26 protein-coding genes are annotated in these 26,173 nt (G+C 55.7%); 20 read left to right on the top strand and 6 right to left on the bottom strand.

Going from position 1 to position 26,173, the window contains the following annotated elements; genetic code table 11:
* Positions 1 to 35 precede the first annotated feature (35 nt).
* The 7 genes from rpsU (at position 36) to CAUR_RS02475 (ending at position 5,659) form a co-directional block, all read left to right on the top strand.
* Entirely contained in the window at positions 36 to 239 is a 204-nt protein-coding gene (gene rpsU / locus CAUR_RS02505) for a 30S ribosomal protein S21 (protein ID WP_012256396.1), read from the top strand.
* An 84-nt stretch (positions 240 to 323) separates the two neighbouring features.
* Positions 324 to 1,406: a peptide chain release factor 1 gene (prfA, locus tag CAUR_RS02500; protein ID WP_012256395.1), complete on the top strand. Its 1,083-nt coding sequence runs from the start codon at positions 324 to 326 to the stop codon at positions 1,404 to 1,406.
* Positions 1,407 to 1,800: 394 nt separating this feature from the next.
* Entirely contained in the window at positions 1,801 to 2,403 is a 603-nt protein-coding gene (gene rdgB, locus CAUR_RS02495) for an RdgB/HAM1 family non-canonical purine NTP pyrophosphatase (RefSeq protein ID WP_012256394.1), read from the top strand.
* A 31-nt stretch (positions 2,404 to 2,434) separates the two neighbouring features.
* Complete coding sequence (locus tag CAUR_RS02490) at positions 2,435 to 3,268, top strand: MBL fold metallo-hydrolase (RefSeq protein ID WP_012256393.1); 834 nt, start codon at positions 2,435 to 2,437, stop codon at positions 3,266 to 3,268.
* Positions 3,269 to 3,289: 21 nt separating this feature from the next.
* Positions 3,290 to 4,210, top strand: a complete 921-nt coding sequence (locus tag CAUR_RS02485; RefSeq protein WP_012256392.1) for a branched-chain amino acid transaminase — start codon at positions 3,290 to 3,292, stop codon at positions 4,208 to 4,210.
* A gap of 425 nt (positions 4,211 to 4,635) precedes the next feature.
* The gene (locus tag CAUR_RS02480; protein ID WP_242605035.1) at positions 4,636 to 5,334 is read left to right on the top strand and encodes an ABC transporter ATP-binding protein; all 699 of its coding nucleotides are present in this window, start codon (positions 4,636 to 4,638) and stop codon (positions 5,332 to 5,334) included.
* 130 nt (positions 5,335 to 5,464) lie between these two features.
* Positions 5,465 to 5,659 (top strand): hypothetical protein, encoded by a 195-nt coding sequence (locus CAUR_RS02475; RefSeq protein WP_012660455.1) that lies wholly within the window; start codon positions 5,465 to 5,467, stop codon positions 5,657 to 5,659.
* 79 nt (positions 5,660 to 5,738) lie between these two features.
* Here CAUR_RS02475 and pknB read toward each other — a convergent pair whose 3' ends face one another.
* Entirely contained in the window at positions 5,739 to 7,541 is a 1,803-nt protein-coding gene (gene pknB, locus CAUR_RS02470; protein WP_012256390.1) for a Stk1 family PASTA domain-containing Ser/Thr kinase, read from the bottom strand.
* 39 nt (positions 7,542 to 7,580) lie between these two features.
* A complete protein-coding gene (locus CAUR_RS02465) occupies positions 7,581 to 8,087 on the bottom strand; it encodes a ribonuclease H-like domain-containing protein (RefSeq protein WP_012256389.1) in 507 nt (168 codons plus the stop codon).
* Positions 8,088 to 8,256: 169 nt separating this feature from the next.
* Here CAUR_RS02465 and CAUR_RS02460 point away from each other — a divergent pair, with 169 nt between their 5' ends.
* Positions 8,257 to 9,216: a nucleoside hydrolase gene (locus CAUR_RS02460; RefSeq protein WP_012256388.1), complete on the top strand. Its 960-nt coding sequence runs from the start codon at positions 8,257 to 8,259 to the stop codon at positions 9,214 to 9,216.
* A 221-nt stretch (positions 9,217 to 9,437) separates the two neighbouring features.
* Here CAUR_RS02460 and murJ read toward each other — a convergent pair whose 3' ends face one another.
* The 3 genes from murJ to CAUR_RS02445 form a co-directional block, all read right to left on the bottom strand.
* Entirely contained in the window at positions 9,438 to 10,991 is a 1,554-nt protein-coding gene (murJ, locus tag CAUR_RS02455; protein ID WP_012256387.1) for a murein biosynthesis integral membrane protein MurJ, read from the bottom strand.
* Positions 10,992 to 11,000: 9 nt separating this feature from the next.
* Positions 11,001 to 12,116 (bottom strand): LCP family protein, encoded by a 1,116-nt coding sequence (locus CAUR_RS02450; protein ID WP_012256386.1) that lies wholly within the window; start codon positions 12,114 to 12,116, stop codon positions 11,001 to 11,003.
* Positions 12,117 to 12,357: 241 nt separating this feature from the next.
* Positions 12,358 to 13,188 (bottom strand): biotin--[acetyl-CoA-carboxylase] ligase, encoded by an 831-nt coding sequence (locus CAUR_RS02445; protein WP_012660454.1) that lies wholly within the window; start codon positions 13,186 to 13,188, stop codon positions 12,358 to 12,360.
* Positions 13,189 to 13,390: 202 nt separating this feature from the next.
* Between CAUR_RS02445 and CAUR_RS21705 the strand changes: the two genes are divergently transcribed.
* The 4 genes from CAUR_RS21705 (at position 13,391) to CAUR_RS02430 (ending at position 18,153) form a co-directional block, all read left to right on the top strand.
* The gene (locus CAUR_RS21705) at positions 13,391 to 13,525 is read left to right on the top strand and encodes a hypothetical protein (protein WP_012660453.1); all 135 of its coding nucleotides are present in this window, start codon (positions 13,391 to 13,393) and stop codon (positions 13,523 to 13,525) included.
* A 146-nt stretch (positions 13,526 to 13,671) separates the two neighbouring features.
* Complete coding sequence (locus CAUR_RS02440; RefSeq protein ID WP_012256384.1) at positions 13,672 to 16,014, top strand: hypothetical protein; 2,343 nt, start codon at positions 13,672 to 13,674, stop codon at positions 16,012 to 16,014.
* Positions 16,011 to 16,961, top strand: coding sequence for an ABC transporter ATP-binding protein (locus CAUR_RS02435; RefSeq protein WP_012256383.1), 951 nt, complete (start codon positions 16,011 to 16,013; stop codon positions 16,959 to 16,961). Before CAUR_RS02440 ends, CAUR_RS02435 begins: the two co-directional genes overlap by 4 nt.
* Positions 16,962 to 17,076: 115 nt before the next feature.
* Positions 17,077 to 18,153 (top strand): ABC transporter permease, encoded by a 1,077-nt coding sequence (locus CAUR_RS02430; RefSeq protein ID WP_012256382.1) that lies wholly within the window; start codon positions 17,077 to 17,079, stop codon positions 18,151 to 18,153.
* Between the two features lie 254 nt (positions 18,154 to 18,407).
* Here the strand turns inward: CAUR_RS02430 and lexA are convergent, their stop codons facing one another.
* Complete coding sequence (lexA, locus tag CAUR_RS02425) at positions 18,408 to 19,043, bottom strand: transcriptional repressor LexA (protein WP_242605034.1); 636 nt, start codon at positions 19,041 to 19,043, stop codon at positions 18,408 to 18,410.
* A 253-nt stretch (positions 19,044 to 19,296) separates the two neighbouring features.
* Here lexA and CAUR_RS02420 point away from each other — a divergent pair, with 253 nt between their 5' ends.
* The 8 genes from CAUR_RS02420 to rpmG all read left to right on the top strand — a co-directional run bounded on the left by CAUR_RS02420 (position 19,297) and on the right by rpmG (position 26,157).
* Positions 19,297 to 20,712: a hypothetical protein gene (locus CAUR_RS02420; RefSeq protein ID WP_242605033.1), complete on the top strand. Its 1,416-nt coding sequence runs from the start codon at positions 19,297 to 19,299 to the stop codon at positions 20,710 to 20,712.
* 8 nt (positions 20,713 to 20,720) lie between these two features.
* Positions 20,721 to 21,134, top strand: a complete 414-nt coding sequence (gene acpS / locus CAUR_RS02415) for a holo-ACP synthase (protein ID WP_012256379.1) — start codon at positions 20,721 to 20,723, stop codon at positions 21,132 to 21,134.
* A 3-nt stretch (positions 21,135 to 21,137) separates the two neighbouring features.
* Positions 21,138 to 22,769: a bifunctional ADP-dependent NAD(P)H-hydrate dehydratase/NAD(P)H-hydrate epimerase gene (locus tag CAUR_RS02410; protein WP_012256378.1), complete on the top strand. Its 1,632-nt coding sequence runs from the start codon at positions 21,138 to 21,140 to the stop codon at positions 22,767 to 22,769.
* A 35-nt stretch (positions 22,770 to 22,804) separates the two neighbouring features.
* On the top strand, positions 22,805 to 23,035 hold the full coding sequence (locus CAUR_RS22010; protein WP_242605032.1) for a hypothetical protein: 231 nt from the start codon (positions 22,805 to 22,807) through the stop codon (positions 23,033 to 23,035).
* Positions 23,005 to 24,108: a thymidine phosphorylase gene (locus CAUR_RS02405; protein WP_242605031.1), complete on the top strand. Its 1,104-nt coding sequence runs from the start codon at positions 23,005 to 23,007 to the stop codon at positions 24,106 to 24,108. Before CAUR_RS22010 ends, CAUR_RS02405 begins: the two co-directional genes overlap by 31 nt.
* Positions 24,109 to 24,137: 29 nt before the next feature.
* A complete protein-coding gene (locus CAUR_RS02400; RefSeq protein WP_012256377.1) occupies positions 24,138 to 24,518 on the top strand; it encodes an FmdB family zinc ribbon protein in 381 nt (126 codons plus the stop codon).
* A 165-nt stretch (positions 24,519 to 24,683) separates the two neighbouring features.
* Positions 24,684 to 25,856, top strand: a complete 1,173-nt coding sequence (locus CAUR_RS02395) for an ArsA family ATPase (protein ID WP_012256376.1) — start codon at positions 24,684 to 24,686, stop codon at positions 25,854 to 25,856.
* Between the two features lie 136 nt (positions 25,857 to 25,992).
* Entirely contained in the window at positions 25,993 to 26,157 is a 165-nt protein-coding gene (gene rpmG / locus CAUR_RS02390; protein ID WP_012256375.1) for a 50S ribosomal protein L33, read from the top strand.
* The last annotated feature ends 16 nt before the right edge of the window (positions 26,158 to 26,173 follow it).

Here is a 26,173-nt window from a genome sequence, read left to right as displayed (position 1 = left end):
TATGTCGCCTGACGTACCGTTGATCCAGCAGCGCTATGCGAGTTGAACGTCGTGAAGGCGAAACTGTCGAACAGCTCATTCGCCGCTTCAATAAAGGTGTCGTTGCCGAGCGCATCACCAAAACGTATCGCGAGAAGATGCACTTCATCTCGAAGAGCGAGCAGCGCAAAGAGAAGCGCCGCCGTGCCGAACGAAATCGTCGCAAGAAACTGGCTAAAGCTGCCGCGCTTGGCCTGTAATTGAAAAAACTTCTCGATGGCACATACGCTGCACTGGCAGTGCGTATTGTGCCATCGGCCATCTTAACGTAATGGAATTATTGTATGTTTGATAAACTGGCTGCTGTTGCTGCACGTTATGATGAACTAACCGAGTTGATGGCTCAGCCAGAGGTAGCGACCAACGTTACTCTCTTGCAGCAGTATGCTCGCGAACAGCGTGAAATTGAGGATATTGTTAACGCTTATCGCGAATATCAGGCTACCCAACGCGCAATTGAGGAGGCTGAAGCCATGCTCGAAGATAGCGATCCTGAATTGCGTGCACTGGCTCAGGAAGAGCTTGAGACGCAACGGAAGCGCCTGGCGAGTCTGGAAGAGCAGTTGAAGCTGTTGTTATTGCCACGTGATCCGAACGACTCAAAAGATGTCATTATGGAGATTCGGCAGGGTGAAGGTGGCGATGAAGCAGCGCTGTTTGCTGCCGATCTCTTCCGCATGTACACCCGCTTTGCCGAGTCGCGCGGCTGGAAGGTTGAAGTTGATAGTCTGACCGAAAACGGTATCGGTGGTATCAAAGAGGTTATCTTCCAGATTCATGGTGAAGGTGCGTACAGCCAATTGAAATATGAGGGCGGAGTTCATCGTGTGCAGCGTGTACCGGCCACCGAAGCCCGTGGCCGCATCCATACATCGACTGCAACGGTTGCCGTGCTGCCCGAAGTCGAAGAAACAGAGATCGAGATTAAACCTGAAGATTTACGAATTGATGTGTTTCGGAGTGCCGGTCACGGTGGACAGGGGGTCAACACCACCGACTCGGCGGTGCGGATCGTCTACAAGCCCGGTACCCCCGAAGAGATTGTGGTTACCTGTCAGGATGGCCGATCACAGATTCAGAACCGTGAGCGGGCGATGACGGTGCTGCGTGCCCGGTTGTACGCGCGCGAGCAAGAGAAACGACAGCGCGAAATCGGCGCTTCACGACTGGCGCAGGTCGGTAGTGGTGAGCGGGCAGAGAAGATTCGGACGTACAATTTCCCGCAAGATCGGATAACCGATCACCGGATCGGGCAAAACTTCTCAAACTTGCCGGCTGTGCTCGATGGTGAACTCGATAAGATTATTGAAGCGCTGATTATTTACGATAATGCCGAACGGTTGCGGGCGAGTGGGGTTAGCACCTGAAGCGCCCTTTGCATTCCCACTGTTGGCTTCTGCACATTGGCCGCTTACGCCGTTCTCACCACCCTACTGAAGCAGGGTGGTGTCTTTTTTTGCGTGACTCCTTCTCGCTCCTCGCACCTCACGCAACCAGCAGGGGTATCACTGGAATAGCCAGTCGTTCTCCATCTGCTCTGCATCTCGGCGAATTCCGGTGTGAATATTGATACCACGATGTTGCGTGCATCCATCGTGGTCGTGCATATAGTTGCTCGTGTCACTACATTCGTGTACAATGGCGCTCAGTCTTGTTGCCGATCAATTGGCTGCTACAGCAAACGTGTTGTTATCACAGTACGCGATACCTCCAGGTGTCACGTAACACGCGCAAACATCGGCTTATCGCAAAGTGACTCGTATGCGTGAATTACTGATTGCGACCCACAATCCCGGCAAATTACGTGAGTTTGCCGCTATCTTTGCCGATCTCAATCTGCGCCTCTATTCATTAGCCGATGTGGGCATTCAGGAGACTATCGAAGAGACCGGCCAGACATTTGCGGAAAACGCACGCCTCAAGGCCGAAGGTTATCTGGCGTTGAGTGGTTTGCCGACACTGGCCGATGATAGTGGTCTGGAAGTAGCCGCTCTCGGCGGTGCTCCCGGTGTCTATTCGGCGCGTTATGGTGGCCTGTCAGGGCCGGCTCAGTTGCAGTACCTGCTCGACCAGATGCGTGATATTCCCTGGCATCAACGGTTGGCCCGTTTCGTTTGTGTGATTGCCCTGGCCCATCCCGACCATCCAACCGAGCTGGTGGAAGGTACGCTTCCCGGTGTGATTGAATTTGCGCCGCGTGGGAGTGGTGGCTTCGGCTATGACCCACTCTTTTACGTGCTCGACGAGGACGCAACTCTGGCCGAGTTGAGTGCTGAACGGAAGAATCAGATCAGTCATCGGGCGCAGGCGGCACGCGCAGCGCGTGAGGTATTGGCGCGCTGGCAGCGTTCGTCTGGTAGTTAGTGATGGCCCAGATCGGTGCACGGAGACTATTGTGCTGGTGGCGTCATTCGCTTCGGGAAGTACAGGTAATGCGTTACTGGTGCGAGCAGGTGATCAGGCCCTGCTCATCGATGCCGGTGTCCCGATTCGTACCCTCACGAATCTGTTACACGCCTGTGATACGACGCCGCAGCAGGTACAGGCTGTCTTGCTGACCCACGAACATGCTGATCACGCACAGTACGCACTGGCATTTGCCCGTCGCTACAACGTGCCCCTGGTCGCGCCCGCGGCTACACTGACTGCCCTGGGTGAGTCGCCCGATCCTGTCGCGCTCGATCCGCTCCCGGTAGGCGAATACGGTGCAATCGGCGTGTTCAACGTGCAGAGTTTTCGCGTCGCGCACGATGCTGCCGATCCGGTTGGGTATCGCATACAGATGGCCGGTGTGTCTGTAGCGATAGCTGTTGATTTAGGGAGCTGGAATGCCGAGACGGTAACGGCGCTGGCAAAGGCTGATCTGATTGTCGTTGAAGCGAATCACGCTCGTGAATTACTGCCACTTTCGCCCTATCCTGTGGTGGTACGGCAACGAATCAGTAGTCCGCTCGGTCATCTCGACAATACCCAGTGCGGCCAACTGCTGGCTCAGGTTGCCACACATGGCGGGATCGGTGATGTCTGGTTGGCGCACATCTCACGGCGGGCCAATACGCCCCAGACTGCGCTAAATGATGTCAGTCAGACGCTACGACAGGCCGGTATCCAGCGTTTACCACGCATGCAGGTACTGCCGCCTCGTGCACGACCGGTTCCTGGTGGTATCATCTGCTGGCAGCCCCAAGAACGCTGGCAGCAACCAGGTTTGTTTACAGGTGATTGGTGATACGCAAGAAGGAGGCGATCAATGCCGATCCAGAAAATGGATTACATCTGGTTCAATGGCGAGCTGGTGGAGTGGGATAAGGCGACGGTGCATGTGCTGTCGCACGCCATTCATTACGGCACCAGCTTTTTCGAGGGCATTCGCTGTTACGAGACGCCACAGGGGCCGGCGATTTTTCGGCTCACGCCGCATATGCAGCGCCTCATCGACTCGGCGAAGATTTATCGCACCACAATTCCCTACACCCTCGATCAGTTGGTGGCAGCGGTCAAAGAAACCGTGCGCGCGAACCGCTTGCGCTCTGGCTACATTCGACCGGTGGTATTCCGTGGTTATGGCGAGATCGGGGTCAATCCGCTCAACAATCCGGTTGAAGTAGCCATTGCAACCATCGAATGGGGCAAGTATCTCGGTGCTGAGGCAATGGAACAGGGTGTCGATGTCTGTATCTCGTCGTGGAATCGGTTTGCCCCCAACACCATGCCGGCCCTCGCCAAAGCGGGCGGCAACTACATGAATTCCCAGTTGATCAAGATGGAAGCAATAGCCAATGGCTACGCCGAGGGGATTGCCCTCGATGCCGATGGTCATATCAGCGAGGGCAGTGGCGAAAACCTGTTCCTGGTGCGTAATGGCGTTGTCTACACGCCACCGTTGACCTCATCGATCCTGAGCGGGATCACCCGTGATACGGTGATGACGTTGCTGCGTGAGATGGGGGTTGAAGTGCGTGAACAGGTGCTCCCGCGGGAGATGCTCTACCTGGCCGATGAGCTGTTCTTTACCGGGACTGCTGCTGAGATAACGCCAATCCGATCAGTGGATCGGATTCCTGTCGGTACAGGCCGGCGTGGCCCAATTACGGCTGCGGTGCAAGAGGTATTCTTCGGGATCGTGCAGGGTGAGCGTCCTGATCGTTACGGGTGGCTCGAGTACGCATAAAGCGTCAGGAATAAGCCTGTCGCCAAGGTAAATAGTGTCGCGAAGCGGGGCGTAGCGCCACTACGCCCCTTTGTTTCGCAACCGCGATGTGTGATCTACTCGCTCTGCTCGCATGCCCTGTTCAACGACCTCCGGCGAGCCGCGGTTTGGGCATCGCAGTGTGTGAGCATTGGTGCAGTGTATCAGCGCTCAGGTGCAGCACCAGGGTGAAGTGTTGATAGTATGTCCTGCGTTCTGTTCTACCAGATTTGCCAGTAACCGGTACGATACGCACCCGGCATTGAGCACGGTGGATGCGGTATCCAATTCGGCGCGTAATACTACCGCTTGCTTAATGATGGGCAAATATCCCCCATTGCATGTCCTGGACAACATGCCGTATAATGTCAGTATAGTTGTGCAAAATGTTTCAACAACCAATGCAAATGATTGACAAAACTGTTATCTGTTGTGAGCATGTTACAAAGTCATATCTCGAAGGCGAGCGTCAGCGGATCGTCTTGCGTGACATTACGTTCCAGGTTCAGGCTGGCGAGCTGATTGTTTTGCTGGGCAAGAGTGGGAGTGGCAAGAGCACCCTGCTCAATCTCGTGAGTGGCATTGATACACCGGATACCGGCGCAATCTGGGTGGCCGGGCAGCGCCTTGATCAGTTGCGTGAGCGGGAGCGCACCCTCTTTCGTCGTCGCTCAATTGGCTTCGTATTCCAGTTTTATAATCTTGCGCCTACGCTCACCGCGCTGGAGAATGTACTGCTGCCCCTCGAATTGAATGGTCAGCGCGGAGCAACGGCACGCGCAGCAGCACTGGCAATGCTCGAAGCGGTTGGATTGGCCGACCGCGCTAATACCTATCCTGATCGCCTCAGTGGTGGCGAGCAGCAGCGGGTGGCAATTGCTCGCGCACTGGTTCATAACCCTGAACTCGTGCTGGCCGACGAGCCAACCGGCAATCTTGATAGTGATACCGGTGCTCAGGTGCTCGATCTCCTCGACCAGCTTACCCGCCAACAGGGTAAGACCCTGATCATGGTGACGCATAGCCGCGAGATGGTTGGTGTAGCTGACCGCGTCTTTCAGTTACGCAATGGTCAGATTCAGGAAGTGGCGTTGTCGGCAGTTTGATGAGCAGTCTGTCACCACAATTAGATGTGTATTCAGCCGGTCGCAATCTTATAGCTTTATGATATGCTCTGTGACCGGTGATGATATGATAGTAGAGTCATGTACTTGATGAAGAGGAGGTGTATTCAATATGATGCAAACTAATCACCATACAACCCCAAAGGCACCGCGCTGGATCACGACTGAAGCCGGTCAGTGGGCCTGGGCTACCAATGAAGAGTGGCGTCGCTTTGCTGATCGCGCCCTGAGTGTCAGTGAACGCCAGCGCCTGCTGGCTGAAGCCGAACTCCTACGTACTCAGAGTGCCTCCGCTGACCGCACCTGATAGTGTATGCCAGCGTAAAATGATTGTAGGAGGCAGCGCTGCCTCCTACCAGACCAAAGACGACTGACCGATAGACGCGCTATTCCTCCGCACGCACTCCCAGCACAACCCGACTTCCCCTCGGAATATAATCGCCGTTATTTAGCCCAACATACCCACCACTTGTTTCCCGCGCTGCACTCACCACTTGATTGGGGGCATAACTGTCAAAGTTGGGGAGTCGGTCGCGCCCCTGCACATCGACGTAAACCAGAATGATACCCGGCGTATTGTTCAGAATGGCTTCAGCTTCCGCTCTACTCCGTCCGATAACGTCGGGGAAGCGCACCACATCACCCAGACTCACGTAAATTGTTACCTCGTCTCCCTGGGGAATGCGCAGATTTGCACTCGGCGATTGTCTGATCACAAATCCGACATCAACGGTTTGACTGGGTTCTTCTACCACAGTCACCGTCAGACCGGCGGCTATTAATTGATCGCGAGCGATAGTACTGCGTGTGCCTGTGACATCGGGAACTGATACCAGCAACGGTCCCAGGCTCACCGTATACGACAGCGGACTATTCGCCTCGACAATCGTACCGGGAGAAATGGTTTGGGTAATCACTATCCCCTGGGGAACATCGCGATTATACTCACCGGTTGGTGCCGGAATGAGCTGATTTTGCTCTAATAACGTGCGGGCTTCACCATCGCTGCGTCCCACAATATCGGGAACAATGGCAGTGGCGACGATGGTTGGTGACGGAGTTTCTGAAGGATTGGTACCGGTTGCTGGTGTGACCGGGCGATTGGTATTACCGCTGAAAAGGTTATTCAACATCCCACTACTGACCACAAAGACAATCGCCAGTACGCCAACCAGGGTTAGCATACCTACCAGGAAGACACCGCATCCGACGTTTTCCTGGCGCGGGGCGCGGGTGGCTGCCGGGCGCGGGCTGGGAATTGGTGCCGGGCGCGCTGCTGTGACCTGTGCCGGGCGTTGTGGGCCGGGAGAGCGCGTCTGCACCTGAGCAGGCGGCGGTGCAATGCCTGGATTGACCACTGTCGCCTGTGATACCAACCGGTCATACGCCTGTAGTTCTTCGGCCAGTTCAAGCGCACTCTGCTGCCGTTGTGCCGGGTCTTTGGCTAATGCCCGCAGAATAATTGCTTCCAGGGCAGCCGGAATCTGCGGGTTGTAGCGACGTGGTGGTGGCGGCGGCTCACTGATATGCTTCATTGCCACTGCTACCGCGTTATCACCGGTGAACGGGAGGCGTCCGGTAAGCATCTCGTACAGCACCACCCCCAAAGCGTAAATGTCCGATTGTGGAGTTGCTGCCCGACCCTGGGCTTGCTCTGGCGCGATATAATCAACCGTCCCCAGCGTCACTCCGGTTTCGGTCATGGCGGTCGAGAGCCGACTCTTGGCGACCCCAAAATCGGTGATGCGCACTTGTCCGTCGTCGGTGACGATAATATTTTGCGGTTTAATGTCACGATGGATCAATCCGGCGCGATGGGCAGCGTGCAGGCCACGCGCAATCTGTTCGGCAATGCGCACTGCACGGGGAATCGCAAACGGAGCTTCACGGTTGATCAGTTGTTTGAGCGTCGTGCCGGCCACGTATTCCATCACAATGTAATGTCGGTCACCATCCTGACCGACATCGTAAACATCGACCAGGTTCGGATGACTGACCATCGCGGCTGCGTGTGCTTCGTGACGGAAACGCGCCATAAAATCGGGATCGGTCATGAGGTGAGGATGCGGAATCTTTATCGCGACCGGGCGATTCAACCGGAGATCACGTCCCAGGTAGACGCGGGCCATCCCGCCTTCGCCCAGGAGCTGTTCGATTTGATAACGACCGTCAAGTAGTTGTGGTTGCATTGTTTTTGCAGAGAGTGATGCAATAATATCGCTGTTTGTCTACCATAGTTTAACAAAGCGCGCCGGGTTGGCGAGAGGCGGATTGCCGGCATCGAGCAATGCTTCCAGTACAGCCAGATTGACTACGTCATCACGGTTGTAGTCGAGGAGGGTTTGCAATGCCAGTTGATCGGCATATTGCTCGTATCGCTCCCACAAGCGCGGCGCATCACGACCGGTCAGGCCAGACGAAACACGGGTAATGCCGAGTCTTTCTTCTACTCCCTTCAACCCACCACGTAGTCCACGGCGCCGGCATTCGTGCAAGAGATCGCGATGGGCGAACTCAGCACGCAGGTCTGCCTGTAATTGCCGTTTGATTACCGGTAAATCGAAACTACTACCGTTGAAGGTCACGATAGTCGAAACGGCTTCGAGCGCCTCATAGAGCGCGACATCACGGATGCCACCACCGACCAACTGAATGACGCCCCTGTCATGGCGGTAGATTCCGATCACGCTCATCGTGCCGCTGTACGTTGTTTCAATATCAAGATAGGCACGCATGCCAGCTCCTGTTGCTCGTAATTCGTGTTCAATTATGGCACGCCCCCGGCAAAGCGTCAATTGAACACTATAACCGCCGGACTCTCGTCTTGCCTGTCAGACGTGTATTCACTTGTGCTATAGTAATCAACGATCTTGCACTAGCGTTTGTTTCCACGCAGGAGGAACAATGAGTCCTTTACCTCGCCGGATCGTGCTTGACACCGATCCAGGTATTGATGATGCCCTGGCAATCTTGCTCGCACTGGCCTCGCCTGAGATTGAGCTGGTCGGTTTGAGTATTGTGCACGGCAATTGTACGCTGGCCGAGGCCGTAGCCAATGGTCTCTCGGTACTGGAACTGAGCGGCGGCCACCACATCCCCCTCTTTGTCGGCTGTGATCGACCGTTACTGCGACCACTAACGACTGCACACGACACCCACGGACAACGTGGTTTGGGGTATGCACAATTGCCACCGGCTCAACTCCAACCGGTCTCTGAACACGCGGTCGATTTTATCATTCGTACCGCGCTGGAAGCTCCCGGCGAAGTGACGCTGGTTGCAGTTGGCCCCCTGACTAACGTTGCTCTTGCACTACGTAAAGAACCCCGTCTTGCCGGTGCGTTACGCGAGATCGTCATAATGGGTGGAGCATTACGGGCTGATGGGAATGTAACGCCACGGGCCGAATTTAACGTCTACGCTGATCCACACGCTGCCCAGATCGTCTTCTCGTCGGGTGCTCCGTTGGTGATTATGCCGTGGGATATTACGCGCCTGGTGCGCCTCCACGAGAGTGAAGTCAATCGGTTGGCCCAGGCGGGCAAGCCGATTGGTCGCTTCATCGCCGATGCTACCCGGTTTTACATCGAGTTTCATCGTCGCTATTTTGGCTATGATGGCTGTGCAATTAACGATCCGGCTGCACTGGCGCTGGTCTTTCTGCCCGATCTGGCAACCTATGCCGATGTTCATGTGACGGTCGAGACCTGTAGCCCGTTAACGATGGGCTTTACGGTGGCTGATTTTATGCTAAGCGATGGCCGTCAGCCAAACGCACGGGCGGTTGTAGAATTCGATACGCCCCGTTTCCTGTCGCTCTTTGTTGAGCGGATGCAGATGCTCGAACAACGCCTGTATGCCTAGAGAGACATCATGTCGCGTGGGGCAGGTGAAGCCGTTGCCTGCGCCTGCCCCGGATGTCAACCCTGAAAGGGCTGTTCGACCAGGCTCGCGTCGGAAGTCATGCTGCCGTACCCACTGTGATCTCCATCGGGCGCGAGTGGCGCGCCGCAACTCCTGGCTCCTGTTTGTTGCCAGACGCTAACCCATGGTTTGGCAACGATGACCAACGTCTACCACAAGCGCTAATGCGAACGATGCAGACGACGGCGAATGGTCTCAACAAAGAAGGTAGCTGCCTCTAAACGCAATCTCATAGCGAGCAGCGCATAGATGAAGACCCCGGCACTGCCCGCCACAATCACCTGAACAAGGGGTGGTAATGGCTGGGTCAGGATTGCGATCCCACTGACTGCACCTGCCATCACGCCACTTGCCAGTAATCCCTTGATCATTGCCTCTCCGAGCCGTAATCCATTCAGCGGTAGCGAGCGCTGCAACAACCACGCGGTGATAATTGCGTGACCGATCCACTGCGCGGAATTGCCCAGTACCAGGCCCAAAAATCCCAACGATGTCCATTCGGCAAGCGGTATGGCAACCACCAGATAGCACAGAATGGCTGCACCTTGAATCAAGTTGGGGGTCAGCGTGTTCTTGCGAGCGTAGAACGCGAAGAGAAGCATCTGATCGATGGCCGCCGCCGGTAATCCGGGGAGATACGCCAGCAACGCCAGGGCGGTAATCGCTGTGTCTTGCGCTTGAAACGCTCCTCGCTCGAACAGAGCAGCCGTAATTGGTTGACTGAGTGCTGCCAGACCAGCGGTAGCCGGCAGGATTAAGAGCAACACAACCTTCAGCCCCATCGCCAGCGTCGCCCGAAAAGCATCCTCATCGCCGGCAGCACTTTGGCGCGAGAGGGTTGGCAACACTGCCAGTGCCACTGCCGACGCTACCAGTCCCAGCGGAAACTGAATGAGCGTCGTAGCAAAGCGCATGGTTGAGATTGCGGCGGGAAATCCTGAGGCCAGCCAGCGATCAATCGTTACCCCAATTAGCGAGAACCCGATCCCAAGTGTGACCGGAGCGTAGAGGCGTAGAATACGGCGAACTGCCGGATGGTGCAGATCGAAGCGCGGGCGGATGTGCGCTCTGCGCAATCCCGGCAATTGAATGATCAATTGTGCCGCAGCACCGATGAGGGTGCCCGCCGCGAGGCTTTTGACCCCAACGTGCGGGGCCAGGGTAACAATGCCAACGATCATGCCGGCGTTGAAGGCTGCTGCGACAAATGCCGGCAACAGAAACTGCCGTTGGGCATGCAAGATTGCCGTTACAATGCCCGAAATGCCCATCAATGTCACGGCTGGGAGCAGCCAGCCAACCAGTGCCACCGCTTCAGCTTGCAATGCAGACTCGGTTGGTCTGGTCAGCAGGGCGATTGCCAGTGGTGCCTGCCAGGCCAGTATGGCACTGGCAATGACCAGCACCGTGCAGGCCAGCGTGATGACCGTGGAGACGACATACCAGAACTCATCACGGTCACGTTCGGCATACTCGCTGAATACCGGCACCAGGGCGGCACTCACCGCACCGCTGATGAGTAATTCATAAAGCGCGTTTGGGATTGTCCATGCCAGGGTGAAGGCGTCAACTGCCAGTCCACGGCTGAAGTAGGCGGCAATGATCGGTTCGCGCACCAGGCCAAGGAGACGGCTGGCAATATTGCCCAGGCTAATGAGCAATGCTGCCAGCGCGATACTGCGGAATACGCCGCCCGTTGTAGAGGTTTCGGTCACAGGAGTGAGCTATTCGCCACCGGCGGTTGATACTGCTTCGCCGGTGAACTGAGACACGATTCGACGGAGAGCCTGTGGTTGAACACTAAACGTTGCGCCACCACTCAGCTCGACAATCGATGAAGAGTCGATAGCATAGCGCAGAATATTCTCGCTATCAATCGTGCGTGCGAAACTTGCCAGTTCCAGCATCATGCGATAGTTAATATCGGTAAGTACGTAGCCACGCAGCGCACCGGTATAATCGTCCAGACTGGTGAGCTGTTGTAAGAGGCCGCGATCTCGAATACGCTGGAAAATTGCCATCAGTACCTGCTGCTGGCGCTGATTACGACCGAAATCACTATCGGCATGGCGCGTGCGCGCATAAATCAGTGCACGTTCGCTGTCCATCCACTGGCGTCCGGCAGCAAAAGAGACTTCTATCGTTCGATAGTCGTCTGTTGGATAGGCCGGATCATAGATGGCGCGCGGCACATCGACCTCTATCCCGCCAATAAGGTCGATAATCTTCTTAAAACCTTCAAAATTGATCAGGACAAAATAATCAATTGGGATGCCTAGCAGTTTGCTCACCGTTGATTTGGCTAGCGCAGCACCACCACCCGGCCCAAAGCGATTCTCGCCAATAACGTAAGCGGCGTTAATCCGGCCTTCGCCACCGGTAGGGTACTTCACCCAGAGATCGCGGGGAATAGACAGCATACTGACCCGTCCGGTATCACGGGCAATATGGACAACGACAATCGCATCGGTACGGGTTGGGCCGGTCTCTTCAGGGCGTGCGTCTGTTCCCAGTAAGAGAATATTGAGTTCTGAACGGCTGAGTCGGATCGCTTCAGCAGTTGCGGTGGCAGCCGGTGAATTGTCTGTCGCCGAAGGGACTACCGTCGGTTGAACGACTGGTGTCGCTGGTGGAGGACCATATATCTCTTCTGATACAACAGATTGTGCCGTTGGGACAGTGATAACTTCATCTGGTAGAGTTGCCGGGGTGACGATCATTGCGTCAATATCAACCAGGGCCTGACGCCATTCAAATCCGATGCGCAGCATCATGGCTACGGCAATCACACTGATGATAAAGACGGCGCCAGCAACTACGCGCCTGTATACAATCAACATAACCTCCAGCTCCGCATTTCAGATACCCTTTTCCGTCTGTGCGACGCAATAATGGCAACCTTTGTTGCAATTACCGTCGTACAGCCTCACGATCAGGCGTGGATCGGCTCAGGCATCTTTGCTGTCATATTGTACACTGCCTGTTACTATACCATATCATTATTAGCACGTGAATACCGCTTGCAATGATGTCTGGATGAAAAATCACTGATGACCGGTAAAACTGGCTCGAATTGGTCGTTTATACCTCATTAATATTGCGTGAGTGGTCATCGACCAGACCAACGTCACCACTCTCGATGCGACGCAGTGTGCCACTTGGTTCACGAACGATGAGTGAACCGTTACGTTCTACGTCAATTGCTGTGCCGTACACCAGATCGTTGCCGGTATGGATATGTACTGTTTGTCCCAGTGTGAGCAGCCGGTTACGCCATGTCTGCCACAACTGATCGCTTTCACCGCTGTACAGTCGCCGTAGCCAGTAATCGTAGCGGCGCATCAGCATATGTAGGAAGCGCAGGCGGTCGATAGCAGTTTCGGCAGCGATTGCCAGCGCTGTCGCTGGATAGCGCGTGATCTGTGGATCGGGTGCCGCATTAATGTTAATGCCACAACCGATAATTGCCCATACCAGGCTGTTCTTGTCCCAGCCACCCTCTAGCAAAATGCCTGCCGTCTTTGCCCAACCGGTTGACGTTTTCACCAGAACGTCGTTGGGCCACTTCAAGCCGGCTTGTAAAGGTGTCTCTTGCTCGATAGTTTCCACGAGAGCGACGGTTGCGAGCCAGATTAGAGTTGTCGGCATGGTGGTGGCAACTGCTGGAGGGTGCAGGCCAAGTGAGAAGAGCAGAGCACTGCCGGGCGGAGCTACCCAGCGTCGGCCCAGGCGACCACGACCGGCAGTCTGTTCGTCGGCAACGATTAACACCGGTAACGCATCAGGTGGTAGTGTTTGCACCGCTTCACGCGCCAGGTCCATCGTTGAACCGACTCGATCATAACAATAGATTGTTATCGGAACCAGCGCGCCTGGTTCTAGTCCGGCGCGAATTGCAACAGGATCGATCATGCCGTACCTCCATCGCACCATACATAACATACCTGAGTTGGCGTGACACCATGGCGGGCAGGGTTATCGAAAATGAAAAATCACTAAAAATCCATCAAATGGTATGGACGCGGTAACAATTTTTCGTTATACTACTCACTACTGAAACTATGCACTTGCGCTTGTGGGTGCTGACCCATTTCGCAGCGGAAAGGATGCGCGTATGACCACTCTGTTACTACTGGCGGTATTCGTTCTCATAGCCGGTGGATTGTTAGTATCGCTGCGTCGGGTGCAGCCCGATCCGGTCCGTGTTCGAATCCGTGATCGCTATCCGTCGCACCGTCCGCGCCGGTAAACGCGCTCTATTATATAGCAGCCACGTCTGCCGCGCCTGCCCTTCGCTGTAAGGGTAGGCGTGTTTGTCTTACGAGGAACTTTTTTCTCCCTGATCACGTCTCTAACAGTGATGTCGGTTTTGCCTTACTACATGGAGGATACCGCATGCGAGGATTGCGTGCGTGGGCAGGGTGGTTGATACTTCTCGGTGTCTTCTGCATCGGATTTGGTACGTGGTTGCCTCTCCCCGTAGCAGCACAAGCATCCGATATAACGCTGGTTGTACGTCCAGCTTTTCAAGGCATGGTTCGTCCAGGGGTCTGGTTGCCGGTGACGGTTGAGGTGACGAACAACGGTGTTGATCGCACGGCTGAGATCGTTGTCGGAACGGCAAATGGCCCCTTCCAAAGCACGTTTGTCGAGTTACCCGGTGGCGGACGTAAGGGGTTGATATTGTATGCCTTCATCTACGGTTCGCCTCGTCAGCTCGGTGTGCGCGTGTTAATCGATGGTACCGAGGTGACTACAGCCTCAGCACGTTTACAGCCGGTTACAGAAGGGCTTCTGGTTGGTGTGATTGGTGAGCGTGAGTTACGCTTACCTGCGCAACTGACTGACGGTATCAAGGTGACGAGTGTGCCTGTACCGCTGGCCGATCTACCGCCAGAGAGTCTGGGTCTGTCACCATTTGATGCACTGATTATCGCCGATGTCGCGGCAAATGAGATAACACCCGATCAGCAACGTGCTTTGCAGGGCTGGGTACAGCGTGGGGGCACGCTCCTTGTGAATGGTGACGTTGGGATCGCACGTACCCTGTCCAGCCTGCCTCGCGAGTTGATCCCGGCTACGGCGGGCGCGTTGGCCGCACCGCTTACGGATCCATCGGTAACATCGGTGACGCTGACACCATCCGCCAGTGCACCCGAAGTGTATCCAATCACCCTGCCGCTGATCTCAACGCCGTTGCCATTGGCTTATGGTAAGCGTTTCGGCAATGGTCAAACAGTCGTACTTGCGTTTGATCTCGCAGCCCCTGAAGTGGTGAACTGGAGCGGCTGGCGCGAGTTGTGGCAGGCATTACTACCACCGCCTTCATTCATTCCGTCCGGTCTTGGGTTCGGCGCAAAGCTCTACTCGACCTATGTCGAAGAGAATCTGGCCAGCGCGTTAACCACACTGCCGGCGCTCGATTTACCCTCTCTAAACCTGATCGGGATTTTGCTCGCCTGCTATCTGGTAGTGGTAGGACCGGTAACATATCTCGTTCTGCGGCGATTGGATCGGCTGGCGTGGGGTTGGGTGGTTGTTCCGGTGTTGACAGGCATCTTTGCCGCGGGTGCGTATGGCATCGGTTACGATTTGCGTGGCGGTGAAGTGATAGTCAGCCAGATCACGCTGATCGACGCTAATGCCCCAACATCAGCGCATGAGCGGTCATTTATCGGCATTTTTTCACCAGATCGGTATGCTTATCGCTTGCAGGCGACTGAGAGTGTAACAATGGTGCGACCGGTCTCCGTACAAGGGCCATGGAGTTCACCGCCATTAACAAATGGCACCTATGTGCAGGGGTCTGATGATAATCTGGTCGTTGAGAACCTGGAAATATCACAATGGTCAATGCAAGCGATTGCTTCTGATCGAGTGATTAGTGCCCCACTCATTACCGCCCAGATCACTGTGAACGGTGATACGGTGCAGGGCGAAGTTACGAATCGCAGTGAACGAACACTCGAAGATGTTGTTCTGGCCTACGGTGAACAGATTGCGCTGATCAATGCGCTCGCTCCCGGTGAACAGCGCTCGGCTACGCTTGAACGACCCAGTCATGCCTTCGATGGCATCTCGCTAAGTTATCTTATCTATGGCCCACAATTTGAAGCGATGAGCAGAGTTGCGCAACCGGTGTCGCCAACGCTTCAACTGCGCAGCCGCATCATCGACTCCCTCTACGGCTATGGTTCGATCACCCGTGGCGCACAGCCTTTGCTGCTGGCCTGGTATCAGGATACCGAAACATCATTGATCCCGGTTGACCGACGGGCTACGATGCAGCACCTGACGTTGGTGCGTGGAGCGGTACGATTGCAAGTAACCGATGAAATAAAGCTGAACAGCAACGGCTTTATTGGTTCGTTTGAACAAACTGCCGGCACCAACAGCCCCTGCTATAATGGAAATCTGCTTGGCATTGCTCCCGACCTGCAACCAACGATCATGCGTTTTACCCTCCCTGCCGATCTGATCGGTTTACAACCCAGCGCCCTGGTGCTCAACCTGCGCTCCGATTCGTTTTGGAGCGGTGAGATTGAGTTGTACGATTGGACCACCGGGAGCTGGACACCGATTCTAACCGATGCCTTCCAGAGTGTGGCCCTGGATATACCGCAACCCGATCACTTCTTGAGCAGTCAGGGAGTCATTCGGTTACGTCTGAAGAATCGTGACTTCCAGAACTTTACCTGTGTCTACGCCGATCCTGTAGTGCGAGGGCGCTTACCATGACGTTGGCCATAGAGACCATCAATCTGACGCACCGTTACAGGAAGTTTGTCGCTCTGGATCACCTTAATTTGCAGGTGAGTCAGGGCAGTATTTACGGTTTCATCGGCCCCAATGGTGCAGGAAAAACAACCACCCTGCGCTTGCTGGCCGGATTGATCACGCCGACCAGTGGTGAAATTCGCCTGTTGGGTGAGCGGTTGACGATGCGGTCAGCTCAGCGATTAGTGGGCTATATGCCCGATTTTTTTGGTGTGTACGATGATCTGCGTGTATGGGAATACCTCGATTTCTTTGCCCGTTGCTACGGGTTACGTGGGGCGCGTCTCCGCCAGGTGGTTGACGAGCTGCTCGATCTGGTTGATCTGAGCGCCAAACGAGATGCCTTCGTGCAGACCCTTTCGCGTGGTATGCAGCAGCGCCTCTGCCTGGCCCACGCACTGGTACACGATCCGCCTATCCTGCTCCTCGATGAGCCGGCCAGTGGTCTCGATCCGCGAGCACGGGTTGAGTTACGTGAATTGTTGCGAACCCTGCGCGATATGGGAAAGACGATAATGCTCAGTTCACACATTTTGAGTGAGCTGGCCGAGGTGTGTGATGCGATTGGCATTATCGATCATGGCCGGATGATCATCAGTGGGTCGCTGGCCGAAGTACAGCAGCAGTTGGTCACCGGATCACGCATTCGTCTCCGCATTGTGCATGAGCGTGACCTGACCAGTGCTGTATCGTTCTTACAACAGCAACCGCTGGTGCAGGCGATCAGCACTGTCCCAGCCGATCCGCGGTCGCTTACTATCGAACTGACGCAAACGGTGAACGAAGAGCAGTGTGCCGGTCTGCTCGCCGGTCTGGTGCAGGCTGGCGTCGCAATCAGTGAGTTCAGTGCGCGCAGTGAAAGCCTCGAAGAGTTTTTCTTACGGTTGACGATGACGGATGCGCGCTAACTGTCGTTAATATGCTCACACTGCCGCTTTGTGGGGAAGTCGTGGCACCCCTCTGATCCAGTAAGGTTTTGCAGACAGGCGTTTCATAGTGGCAATGCCACACCAGGGACAGAATATGACGACACAGATTCGCAGGCCATTACTCAACCCGATTCTGGTGCGCGAAGCCCGCACCAGAATGCGCGGTGCGCGACCGTATCTGATCCTGACCCTCTTTCTCTTGCTGCTGATACTTACCACCTTTGGTATCTATCAGTATATGGTGCTCCAGGCGCGCACGGGAATGGTTGTGCTCAGTTCACACATTGGGCAGGCTTTGTTTAAGGGGTTGGCCTTTACCGAGATGTTCTTTATCGTCCTGGTCGCACCAATCCTGACGAGTGGGGCAATCAGCAGCGAACGAGAGCGTCTGACTTACGATATGTTGCTGGCAACACCGTTGCGGCCAGGGCAATTGTTAGCGGGGAAGTTAATCGGTGCCCTAAGCTACTTGTTGCTGTTAATTGTTGCGTCGATCCCGATCTTCAGCACTGTCTTGATCTTCGGCGGGGTTGAATTGAGAACGCTTGTCCTTACCGTGCTGCTGCTTGGTGGTGCTGCACTCTTCTTCGGCACAATCGGTCTGTTTAGTTCGGCGTTGTTTGGACGAACAACACCGGCAACGATCCTGAGCTATGGCATTGTACTGGTGATTTGTGGTATTCCCTTGCTGATCGCCTCCGTCTGGCCACAATTCAGTAACCCGCAGGGGCAGAGTCCACCACCGTGGTTACTCTACCTCAATCCATTCAGTGCTATCGTTGCCGTGACCACAGTTGCGCCGAACGTATCTCAGCCCGATCTGCCGTTATTCAGTGTCAATGATCCATTTATGATCGTGCCGTTTTTGTCGCAGTTTAGCATTGGCATCCTTCGTTACACGCCGGAAGGTTCAGTCGTCATGCCGGTCTACCGGGCAACATTGCTGGGCTTTGGTTTAGGTACCTTCATTCTGCTCTGGCTCAGTTCACATCTGGCGCTCCCGGTACGGCGATGGCGACCACGCTGGAGTGATCTGGGCTTTATCGCGGCGATTGGGGCAATGATCCTGCTGATGTGGGTGACTATCGAGTGGTGGTGGATCGTTCCGCCGGTTGATCCCTGGCTGATGCCCGTAGAACCGATGCCGATTGATGTTCCAAAGGCGCCGTGAAGTAAACGATCTGTGCAACGTGGAATGGCGACCACGGGACGAACGACTCACGTATGGGCTAGCAGCAAGGATTACACAATCTCAGCTACATGTATAACGCACACACGACAGCACGCCCGCTTTTCAACACGACTGAAGAGAAGCGATGTTGTCCGGCCACAGAGTTATTGTGCTTGGGAGAACAAAAAAATCGAGGTGATGACAGGAAGAACATACCTGTCATCACCTTCTTGTCTGGCATACAATATAGCGTCCTACATCAGGCTGCGCAACACCCCGATCACCCGCCCACGGATACGAACATTATCGGGCGAGGTATAGATGGGTTGCATCGTGGAGTTGGCCGGTTGCAGGCGGACACGGCCATCTTCAAGGTAGAACTTCTTGAGCGTTACCGCATTTTCGTCAATCAACCAGGCCGCCACCATCTGCCCATTCTCGGCTGTCTCTTGCTGGCGGAGCAGGACAATGTCGCCGTCATCGATCAGCGCATCGATCATTGATTGCCCACGCACCTTCAATGCGTACACATTGTTCAATCGCTCTGGGGGAACAACATCGGCTGGCACAACCACTTGCTCTGCTCGATTGATGTCGATCTCTTCTGGATCGGGGAGCGGTGAACCGGCAGTAATCGTACCTAACAATGGCACCCGCCCAACATCATTTCTCAGGAGCGCCGGTACCATCCCCGGCAGACTGATACCACGCGAGATTTTATCGTTACGTACAATCTTGCCGAGCTTCTCCAGAACATCTAAATTGTAGGAGACAACTGAAGTCGATGAGATGTGCAGATCGCGCTGGATGTCGCGGATTGACGGCGAAATACCACGCTCTTTGATGAAACGAACAATGTATTGATAGATTTCCGCCTGTCGATCAGACATCTCGTGCCTTCTCATGGCCGCTTTCCTTTCATTGGCCGCGACCTTGATGGGCTGCGGCGAAAAAATTAGAACTTATGTAGCAATTATAGCTAACGAACACTTGTTTTGTCAAGTACGTTTGTTCAAGTTTTCGTCTGCTACACGTGTCGCTATCAATCTGAGGAAGAGTATCCTGCCGATAACCATTTCATCGTATCATTGGCAGGGTTGATTTCTGGCAAGCGCGAGGTTGGCCTGGAGTATAATGGCAGCTATGAGAACATCAACGGTTGCAACACATGATCGATTGGTAGCGCAACGACGTACCTTACGCATTGCGTGGCTGACGCTTTTCGTCTTTTTTGGTTTGTTCCTCGCCCTGAGTTCGTGGGTGGTGTGGAATATCCGTCAGTGGTATCTGACGGCGACCGACGTACAGACCGCGATTCTGGTCGTGCGTGGTTCCGATGAAAGTATCGTCTGGCAGCCGGCCGGTCGCACTATTTTTCAGGGGGTGCGCGATCAGCAACCGCTGAGTGAGGGGGAAGCGGTGCGTACCCTGCCTAATGCCGGCTACGGGCAGGTGGCCTCGTTACGTCTGTTCGAGGGTAGTCAACTTGATCTGTGGGCCGGCACCGAACTACGGCTGACAACGCTGCGCACCACCCGCTGGCATAGTGGTACGTTACAGGTTGCGCTTGAACAGACGAATGGGTACGTGCGCTACGATGTGCGCGGCGATCAACCGTTTCAAAATGTGTTCTTCACCGTTACTGTAGGCGATGCCCAGGTCAAATTATTACCCGGTGGGAGTTATAGCATTAATCTTTACCCACCCGAACGGCGGGTGATCCGGAGTGATGGTCGCCCGGCATTGATAGCCGATGTTGCTGTGCGCAGCGGGAGTGCTATCGTTACCGGTGTGGTTGGTCAACCTGTACGCCTGGCCGCCGGACAGCGGATCGAGGTCGACCCGGCTGGAATCCCCGGTTTGCCGGTACCGGCACGCTGGGAGCTTATCCGCGATGGTGGTTTTTCCCGTTTTTCTGAGGTTGAGTATAACAATACCACGCGCACCGATGACCCGACCCTACCGCGTTCAACCACCTGGCAGGTTTCAGGTACACCGAGTCTCCCCTTGCTTGAACGCGGTTTCTTCCGGTTGGCGCAAATCTGTCGCCCTCCTAACGATACGCTGGTTTGCCCCATCGAAGACTGGCGTACCGCAGCGTGGTTCTACCGGGTTGGTGGGCAGACCAAAGGCTTTGTCACCAGTATCCGCCAGCCGCTTGGTGTACAGGGGGCCGGGATTGATGTGTCCGAGTTTCGTTCCCTGGTCTTTTCACTGTGGGCGCGGGTGGATTATCAATCATTACCGGCAGCGGGTGATCGCGGCACTGAGTGCCCGGTGATGATCCGCATTGTTGCCCGCCGCAGCAGTCCAGCCGATCCCGACGAGGAACGTGTAGTTTGTATCTACACGGCCACCAGTGATGATGCGTTGCGGGTGCGTGCCGATGGGGTTTTTTACCTGCGCGTCGAACCATCAACCTGGACCCAATTCCGGGTTGATTTGCGCGATGAGAACTGGTTGCCCGATTATCGTTATCTGCGCAGTGTTGAGATTTATGCCAATGGCCATGATTATGACGCACGAGTGGCCGAGGTGTCATTGGTTGGAACGCAATAGGTTGCCTTATGCTGTATCACGGGGTCGATCTGGTAGAGGTGGCGCGTATCCGGCACGCAGTTGTGCGCTATGGTCAGCGGTTTGTGCAGCGGGTGTATACCGCGACCGAGCAGGCTGATTGCCTCGCCGGTTCAGGGGATGTTCGCTACGAAGCACTGGCGGCACGCTGGGCAGCGAAAGAGGCGTGTGCCAAAGCCCTGGGGATCGGGCTACGCGGTCTTGGGGCACTGGCAGTCGCTGATCGCCCGCGCGCCGGCTTTCACGAGATCGAAGTGGTACGTGACAACGATGGTCGTCCTGTCTTGCGTTTATCGGGGTTTGCCGCTGAGCAAGCCGCAGCGTTGGGAATTTGCGCTTTGGCGGTGAGTTTGTCGCATACCGATGAGCTGGCGCTGGCCAGTGTTGTGGCATGGGCGGGGTAGCTGATGTCTAAGGAGAAATTGCCATTTGTGGTAACTGCCGGTCAGATGCGGTCTGCGGAAGAGGCTGCGGTTGTGCGTGGTACGACCTGGGCGGCTTTAATGGAGCAGGCCGGTGCCGGTGTGGCCGACGCAGTTCTGCGCTACGCTGCACCGTTAGCCAATCGACAGGTGTTGGTGTTGGTTGGCCCTGGTAACAATGGCGGTGATGCGTTGGTCGCTGCGCGTCATCTGGCCGATGCCGGTGCGCTGGTCACGCTCTACGTGTGGCGCCGCAGTGGGGTTGATGCCAACCTGCAAGCCTGCCGTGAGCGAGCGATCCCTGAGCTATCCGCCGCAACCGATGGTGATGGTTCGCTCCTCGCGCAGGCGCTCCGTAAGGCTGTTCTGGTGCTTGATGGGTTGTTGGGAACCGGTGCCCGACCACCGACTGCTGACCTGGCAACTATCATTCAGGCCGTGAATGCCGAACGTACCCAGCGGTCTGATCTGCGCGTGGTAGCTATCGATCTGCCCAGTGGCGTTGGTGCTGACGACGGTCAGGTGCCTACAGTGGCCATTCGCGCCGATCTGACCGTTGCGACCGGTTTGATCAAGCGTGGATTACTGCTCTGGCCCGGTCGTGGCTATGCAGGAGAGATTGTGGTCGCCCCCATCGGCCTGTCATCATTAGATGGAGTATTAACGATGAGCGAATTGTTAACTGCCAGCCAGGCACGTACATTGTTGCCGCCCCGTCCGGCTGATGCTCATAAAGGTGTTTTCGGTAAAGTACTGGTGGTTGCCGGTTCGATCAATTACCCTGGTGCAGCCGTACTGGCGTGCGCCGGTGCCCAACGCTCCGGTGCCGGTCTGGTCACCCTTGCTACTGGCCGCACAGTCTTGTCGCTGGCTACGCTACCACCAGAGGTGACATTGTTACCGGTTGCCGAAGGTGACTGGGGCGCAATCGGCCCTGCCGCCGTCGATGATCTGGCCGAACATCTGCCGGGCTATCAGGCGTTGTTGCTTGGGCCGGGATTGGGTCAGGCCGAGGCAACCCGCAAACTGGTACTGCGCCTCTTTGGTCTCGATCACACACGGAGCCGGGCGCGCGTTGGCTTTGTTGCCGTCGGTGAACCACTCACCAATCAGCCCCAGCAAACGGTGGCTTTACCACCCACAGTTATCGATGCCGATGGCCTGAATATTCTTGCCACCGCCGCAGACTGGTTCGAGCGACTACCACCCGAACACTGTGTGCTTACCCCGCACCCCGGCGAAATGCGCCGTCTGCTTGGCGTAAGTGAATTACCTGCTGATCGGGTTGCGACGGCGGCTGAAGCCGCGCAACGTTGGCGACAGACGGTCGTTCTGAAGGGTGCAACCACAGTCATTGCTGCCCCAGATGGCCGCACGCTGATGTATGACGGGGCGAATCCGGCTCTGGCGACAGCCGGTTCGGGTGATGTCTTGGCCGGTGTGATTGCCGGCTTGATTGCCCAGGGGTGTCTGCCATTCGCTGCCGCGGCGCTGGGTGTCTACCTGCACGGTGCCGCCGGGGCCAGAGCGCGTATGGCCTTTGGAGATGCCGGCGTCGTTGCCGGTGATTTGTTGCCGCTGTTGCCATCAGTCATGCAAGAGTTGCGCACCGGCTAAGCTGCCGGGCCAGGACGTAGAAAGGAATGCCTGCCATGCGTATGGTAGAAATTATTGCCGCGAAACGAGATGGCCGTGCATTGACCACCGAAGAGATTGAATGGGTTGTCGCGAACTATGCAGCCGGTGCGATTCCCGATTATCAGATGGCTGCCCTGGCGATGGCCATCGTGTTGCGCGGGATGGATGATCGCGAAACGGCTGATCTGACCATCGCCATGGCTCGCAGGGCGATATGCTCGATCTCCACGATATTGCGCCACTGACGGTTGACAAGCATTCAACCGGTGGTGTCGGTGACAAAACGACCCTGGTACTGGCCCCCCTGGTCGCCGCCGTTGGCCTGCCGGTGGCAAAAATGAGTGGCAGGGGACTGGGTTTTAGCGGCGGCACGATTGATAAGCTGGAGAGCATTCGCGGCTTTCGCACCAATCTCAGTGCCGATGAGTTTCGGCGCGCGGTGCGTGAACTGGGGCTGGTGGTGGCTGCCCAAAGCGGCGATCTGGCACCGGCTGACAAAAAACTCTACGCCCTCCGCGATGTCACTGCCACCGTCGAGTCAATTCCATTGATCGCGGCCAGTGTGATGAGTAAGAAGCTGGCATCGGGTGCTGATTGTATCGTGCTCGATGTAAAATATGGACGTGGCGCCTTCATGCAGACACTCGCCGATGCCCGTCGCCTGGCCCAAACGATGGTGGCAATCGGTCGGCATGCAGGGCGTAGAGTTGCTGCGGTGCTGAGCAGTATGCAACAGCCGCTCGGTTTTGCGGTCGGTAATGCGCTGGAAGTGCGCGAAGCCATTGCAGCTTTGCGTGGTTCTGGGCCGTCTGATCTGGTTGAGCTGTGCCTTGTGTTGGGGAGTGAACTGGTACGCATGGCCGGCCTACGCAACGACAGTGATGCCGCACGTGCGTTGTTGAGTGAGGCATTGCAGTCGGGTGCAGCCTGGGAAAAGTTTCGGGCCATGGTCATCAATCAGGGTGGCGATCCAGAAGTGATTGATCATCCCGAACGCCTGCCGGTCGCTCCCGTGCAGGTCGATCTCCCGGCACCACGGGCCGGTTTTGTGACGGCGATTGATGGTCAGGCATTGGGGTTAGCGGTCAATGCGCTGGGTGGCGGACGTTCACGCAAAGAAGATACCATTGACCATGCGGTAGGCCTGGTCTTGCAGGCAAAAGTTGGTGATGCAGTGAAGGCAGGTGATCCACTGCTCACCATCCACGCGGCACGTGAAACTGATGTCGATCATGTTGCCGAACGGCTCCAGCTTGCCTATACTATCCATGATACGCCACCACCGCCATTGCCCTTGGTTGAAGAGATTATCCGGTAAAGCCGGGTGACCAGGAAATAGAGGTTGCTATGCCAATCTACGAGTATCTCTGTCCAGCATGTAACGGTCAGTTTCAAAAACTGGTACGTGGATTCAGTGATCCGCCCGGTCTGGCCTGTCCACGCTGCGGCAACACGGGGGTGCGTCGTGCAATCTCGCGCTTTGCGACCCTCAAATCAGAAGAAGATCGTCTTGAATCACTTGCCGATCCTTCGACGTTCATGGGACTTGACGAAAGCGACCCCCGCTCGATTGCACGCTGGGCCAAGCGATTGGGAAAGGAGCTGGGTGAAGATGCCGGCGAAGACTGGGACGAGATGGTCGATCAGATGCTCGAAGAAGAACTAAGCGGCAAGAAAGACGATGAGAGCAGCTCAACCGGGAAGCCGGATGATTTAGGTTGGGCCTGATCAGGAGCGGGACGGTTCATTTACCAGTTGCAATTCTCACGTTGCAAAACCCGTGCTACCTTTGAGGTAGCTTGCATAGGCTGATTGGTACACACACCGAATTTGCATAAAAGATAATTTAACGCTATCATAATACAAAATCGCTTCTACAACGAACGGTCGAGTATGCGCATTCTCTTCTACACCGGTAAGGGCGGCGTTGGCAAAACCAGTATTGCAGCGGCTAGTGCCCTCCGCTGCGCTCAGCTCGGTTATCGTACAATCGTGCTCTCGACCGATGCGGCCCACTCTTTGGGTGACTCGCTCGGTGTTGATCTGCGGGCAGAACCGCTTCAGGTTGCCCCCAATCTGTGGGCACAAGAGATCAATGCCTTGCACGAACTTGAATCGAGCTGGGGTACAGTTTCACGTTATCTGGCCGATCTGCTGGCCTGGCAGGGTGTCGAGACCATCGCCCAGGGTGAGTTGTCGGTTATTCCCGGCACCGAAGAACTCTTCAGCTTGCTCCAGATCAAACGTCACTACGATGAAGGCAAGTACGACGTAATTGTCGTGGATGCGGCCCCTACTGGCGAGACGCTACGCCTGCTGTCGCTGCCGGATGTGATGCGCTGGTGGATCGCCCGTCTCTTCCCGATAGCCCGTGCCCTGTTGCGCGTGGTACGACCGGTAGCGCGCCGGGTGACCGATATGCCAATTGCCGACGATGATGTACTGGCCTCTGCTCAGCAAGCAATTGACGCCTTGATCGATGTGCGCCAATTGCTAACCAATCAGCAGATTTGCACCGCCCGCATCGTCATGAACCTCGAAAAGATGGTAATTCGGGAAGCGCAACGGTCGTTAACCTACCTCAGTCTGTTTGGCTACGCAGTCGATGCGATTATTGTAAACCGGATTTTACCCCCTGAGGTTGATGCTCACTTCGCGCAGTGGCGGGCAATGCAACAGCAGTACGCGCCGATGGTCGAAGAGATGTTTGAGCCGCTGCCCATCCTGCGTGCCCCCCACTTTTCGCAAGAGATCATTGGCACCGAACTACTGTCGCGGTTGGCCGACCATCTCTTTGCCGACCGTGATCCGACAGCCTTCCTGTATCAAGGGCCAACCCAGCGCGTGGAGAAGACTGCCTACGGCTACGATTTGATTGTACCCCTTCCCTTTGCTTCAGAAGATCAGGTGCATCTGGCCCAGAGCGATGATGAGCTGCTGATTTCAGTTGGCTGGCATCGCCATCGGATTGTCCTTCCACAATCGCTGGCCCGTTTGCGGGCCCAGGATGCCTTCTTCGAGGACTCATCACTCCGTGTTGTCTTCCGGCGGGATGTGGCTGCCTGACGCGCACAACCACATTAATCCGAACATTACGGCTGTCGCTCAGGCATAGTTGCCCGCCTTCAGCCGATATGGTATACTAGCGCGTAGTGCGCCGATAGGCGCAATTTCGTGTGTAGTGTTGGGAAGAGGAATTGCCATGGCCAGCAAAAAGGGAAACCGCATCGTGATCAAGCTGAAGAGCACTGAGAGCGGTCACACCTATACCACCGAGAAGAACCGCCGCAACGATCCGAGCCGTCTCGAGTTGCGCAAGTACGATCCGATTGTTCGCCGCCACGTGCTCTATCGTGAGACGAAGTAAGTCAGGTAGCCGGGAG

Source organism: Chloroflexus aurantiacus J-10-fl, from assembly GCF_000018865.1.
GTDB lineage: Bacteria > Chloroflexota > Chloroflexia > Chloroflexales > Chloroflexaceae > Chloroflexus > Chloroflexus aurantiacus.
Note: the sequence above shows the minus strand (reverse complement) of the source record. Positions and strands in the feature narration are given on the sequence as shown.

Excerpts from the sequence above, each read along its gene's own strand:
- CAUR_RS02435 (WP_012256383.1), top strand. The coding sequence starts at position 16,011 with ATGACGTTGGCCATAGAGACCATCAATCTGACGCACCGTTACAGGAAG.
- pknB (WP_012256390.1), bottom strand. The coding sequence starts at position 7,541 with ATGCAACCACAACTACTTGACGGTCGTTATCAAATCGAACAGCTCCTG.
- CAUR_RS02405 (WP_242605031.1), top strand. The coding sequence starts at position 23,005 with ATGCTCGATCTCCACGATATTGCGCCACTGACGGTTGACAAGCATTCA.
- acpS (WP_012256379.1), top strand. The coding sequence starts at position 20,721 with ATGCTGTATCACGGGGTCGATCTGGTAGAGGTGGCGCGTATCCGGCAC.
- CAUR_RS02485 (WP_012256392.1), top strand. The coding sequence starts at position 3,290 with ATGCCGATCCAGAAAATGGATTACATCTGGTTCAATGGCGAGCTGGTG.
- CAUR_RS02440 (WP_012256384.1), top strand. The coding sequence starts at position 13,672 with ATGCGAGGATTGCGTGCGTGGGCAGGGTGGTTGATACTTCTCGGTGTC.
- rpsU (WP_012256396.1), top strand. The coding sequence starts at position 36 with ATGCGAGTTGAACGTCGTGAAGGCGAAACTGTCGAACAGCTCATTCGC.
- lexA (WP_242605034.1), bottom strand. The coding sequence starts at position 19,043 with ATGTCTGATCGACAGGCGGAAATCTATCAATACATTGTTCGTTTCATC.
- CAUR_RS02420 (WP_242605033.1), top strand. The coding sequence starts at position 19,297 with ATGAGAACATCAACGGTTGCAACACATGATCGATTGGTAGCGCAACGA.
- CAUR_RS02465 (WP_012256389.1), bottom strand. The coding sequence starts at position 8,087 with ATGCGTGCCTATCTTGATATTGAAACAACGTACAGCGGCACGATGAGC.
- CAUR_RS02410 (WP_012256378.1), top strand. The coding sequence starts at position 21,138 with ATGTCTAAGGAGAAATTGCCATTTGTGGTAACTGCCGGTCAGATGCGG.
- CAUR_RS02445 (WP_012660454.1), bottom strand. The coding sequence starts at position 13,188 with ATGATCGATCCTGTTGCAATTCGCGCCGGACTAGAACCAGGCGCGCTG.
- CAUR_RS21705 (WP_012660453.1), top strand. The coding sequence starts at position 13,391 with ATGACCACTCTGTTACTACTGGCGGTATTCGTTCTCATAGCCGGTGGA.
- CAUR_RS02400 (WP_012256377.1), top strand. The coding sequence starts at position 24,138 with ATGCCAATCTACGAGTATCTCTGTCCAGCATGTAACGGTCAGTTTCAA.
- CAUR_RS22010 (WP_242605032.1), top strand. The coding sequence starts at position 22,805 with ATGCGTATGGTAGAAATTATTGCCGCGAAACGAGATGGCCGTGCATTG.
- CAUR_RS02395 (WP_012256376.1), top strand. The coding sequence starts at position 24,684 with ATGCGCATTCTCTTCTACACCGGTAAGGGCGGCGTTGGCAAAACCAGT.
- CAUR_RS02480 (WP_242605035.1), top strand. The coding sequence starts at position 4,636 with ATGATTGACAAAACTGTTATCTGTTGTGAGCATGTTACAAAGTCATAT.
- CAUR_RS02430 (WP_012256382.1), top strand. The coding sequence starts at position 17,077 with ATGACGACACAGATTCGCAGGCCATTACTCAACCCGATTCTGGTGCGC.
- rdgB (WP_012256394.1), top strand. The coding sequence starts at position 1,801 with ATGCGTGAATTACTGATTGCGACCCACAATCCCGGCAAATTACGTGAG.
- rpmG (WP_012256375.1), top strand. The coding sequence starts at position 25,993 with ATGGCCAGCAAAAAGGGAAACCGCATCGTGATCAAGCTGAAGAGCACT.
- CAUR_RS02460 (WP_012256388.1), top strand. The coding sequence starts at position 8,257 with ATGAGTCCTTTACCTCGCCGGATCGTGCTTGACACCGATCCAGGTATT.
- prfA (WP_012256395.1), top strand. The coding sequence starts at position 324 with ATGTTTGATAAACTGGCTGCTGTTGCTGCACGTTATGATGAACTAACC.
- CAUR_RS02450 (WP_012256386.1), bottom strand. The coding sequence starts at position 12,116 with ATGTTGATTGTATACAGGCGCGTAGTTGCTGGCGCCGTCTTTATCATC.
- CAUR_RS02475 (WP_012660455.1), top strand. The coding sequence starts at position 5,465 with ATGATGCAAACTAATCACCATACAACCCCAAAGGCACCGCGCTGGATC.